Here is an 825-nt window from a genome sequence, read left to right on the forward strand (position 1 = left end):
AGCATGTGAATCTCAATGTCAGTGTTTAATGCCATTCTCCGAAAATTGCGTTTTTCAGAATAATTGCGTTGTACATTGGTCATAGCGACATGTGCCATAGCGACTTGATCCTGTTATTTTCTTTTATATCTAGCAGATAGATAAAGAATAATCCAAGAATCGGATAGGTTTTGATCAAGAGGGAGGCGTGACGGTGAGACTGTCTACTAGGTCTCACCGTGCTACGAAGTTTTACAAATGAAGGGGAATGTTGAGTTGCTTAAGCCCAGCTATCGTTCTTTTTGCTTGGTTTAAGTAGCGGAACGATGAGCGCAAGAATGACACCGAGTAGAACAAGTGCGCCTCCGATTAGCATCATATTGGATTCCGACTTGTCTTTTAATCGAGCATTCTCAACCTCGAGTAGTTCGAGTTGATTGCGTAACTCTTCATTGCTCTCACGCAGCTCTCGGTTGCTGCGGTCTAGGTTAAGAGCATCCGCTGATACGGATTTAACACGCGCTAACTCAGTGTTGTTAGCGTTTAGTGTTTTACTCGTTTGTGCATGATCTTTCTCAAGTGCATTGAAGTTACCTTGCAAGGCGTTGAGTTTTGTATTCAGATCTTTATTGCTAGTACGCAATTGATTTAATTCTTTTTCTGCTTTGGCCAATTTCGCTTTCGCGATAGGTTCTGCAGAGAGGTAGCGTGTTGGCAAATAACCCTCTGTTCCGCCTTTTGTGCGCACAAAGGAGTACCCTGTTTCTTTGTTTTGTTCGATGATTTCAATGGCTGTGCCGCTTGGAAGTCCTTTGTGTACGATGCGGAATCCTGTGCCTTCACCAC

The 825-nt window shown here is 43.4% G+C and carries 1 protein-coding gene; it reads right to left on the reverse strand.

All coding sequences use genetic code 11. The features are described from left to right. Positions 1-259: 259 nt before the first annotated feature. The coding region (locus A3762_RS23495; RefSeq protein WP_068757911.1) for a TIGR04211 family SH3 domain-containing protein at positions 260-825 on the reverse strand (566 nt) is incomplete at its 5' end.

Source organism: Oleiphilus sp. HI0125 (genome assembly GCF_001635355.1).